This is a genomic window from Bacillus sp. AP50 (assembly GCF_040492675.1).
Taxonomy (GTDB): Bacteria; Bacillota; Bacilli; order Bacillales; family Bacillaceae_G; genus Bacillus_A; species Bacillus_A cereus.
Window position 1 is genome coordinate 1 of record NZ_JBEUTW010000574.1, and the last position, 1294, is coordinate 1294.

Sequence of the window (1294 nt, forward strand, 5' to 3'; positions counted from 1 at the left end):
GAGATGTTTTTTAATATGGCTATTCTTTTAATAAATCTATTAATCCATTCCCTTCAGATGTACGTTCGTACCCTAAAGGTACAGTTCTTTTAATGAGTTGTGCATATATTTCCGGCTCCGATAACTTTCGACCGTATTCTTTCTCACACTGTTTAATGAGCAAGGCGAGCGCTCCAGCAACATGCGGCGTCGCCATGGAAGTTCCACTTAACACAGCATATTTTCCTTCTGGATACGTAGATAATATTTCATCACCTGGCGCTACTAGATCAATTTCTTGATTTGAATTACTAAAACATGCAATCTTCCGCTCTAAATTAACGGCACCAACTTCAATTACCTCAGAGTACGCACCCGGAAAGTCTAGTTCCTCTGTTTCATCATCGCAATCTCCATTATTTCCAGCAGCACATACAACGAGAACATCCTGCTTTACCGCATTTTGAATTGCTTCATGTAATTCTGGAACATCTTGCGGACCACCAAGTGACATTGAAATAATTCTCACTTTCTCTTGATTCGGCCCTCTCCAATTTACAGCATAATGAATTGCCTCAATAATTTGCTCATAACTTCCAGAACCATCTCCCGCTAAAACTTTTAATACTAACATTTTAGCAAGTGGTGCAACTCCTAATACACCGACACCATTTTCAGTCGCGGCAATCGTTCCCGCAACATGAGTACCATGTCCGTTATTATCAAGATACACATTTTGATCAGCTTCATAATCTTTTGTGAAATTTCTTCCGCCGATAATACGATCTTTTAAATCTATATGATTAGTATCACACCCTGTATCTAATACGGCAACGACTACATCTTGCCCCTTCACACTCTTTTCCCATACTTGCGGAGCGTGAATCAGTTGTACACCTGGTGGAATTTCATTTACTTGTTCTACCACCTTATTTACGGTAAACGGAATCAATTGTATACCTTTTTGTTTATTCACTGTACTACTCATCGTAATCCCTCCTGAAAATGTATTATTTTCATTTCAGACCACTTTTGAATACGTGTAAATGTAACATTCGTTTTATTCTTTTTGTTTTCCTTCTTTTCAAATATTTCTCAACATCATTTACTACCTCTATAATACTTCTTTATTTTCCCTATGATTTGTAGGAAGTAACAACCCGAGTCGTTCAACTAATAACCAAAATAAGAGGACCAATTAATGGTCCTCTTACAGTCTTTTAAAAGAATGATATGTATTTGAAAAATAATATAAATTAAGACTAAACCTCACTCTTGTTTAAAAACTTTTCTATTTCTTTTACTAAATATTCCG

1 protein-coding gene is annotated in these 1294 nt (G+C 36.3%); it reads right to left on the reverse strand.

What is annotated here, in order from left to right; all coding sequences use genetic code 11:
• Positions 1 to 19 precede the first annotated feature (19 nt).
• The gene (locus ABWK52_RS26785) at positions 20 to 967 is read right to left on the reverse strand and encodes a serine protease (protein ID WP_098295024.1); all 948 of its coding nucleotides are present in this window, start codon (positions 965 to 967) and stop codon (positions 20 to 22) included.
• Positions 968 to 1294: the final 327 nt, after the last annotated feature.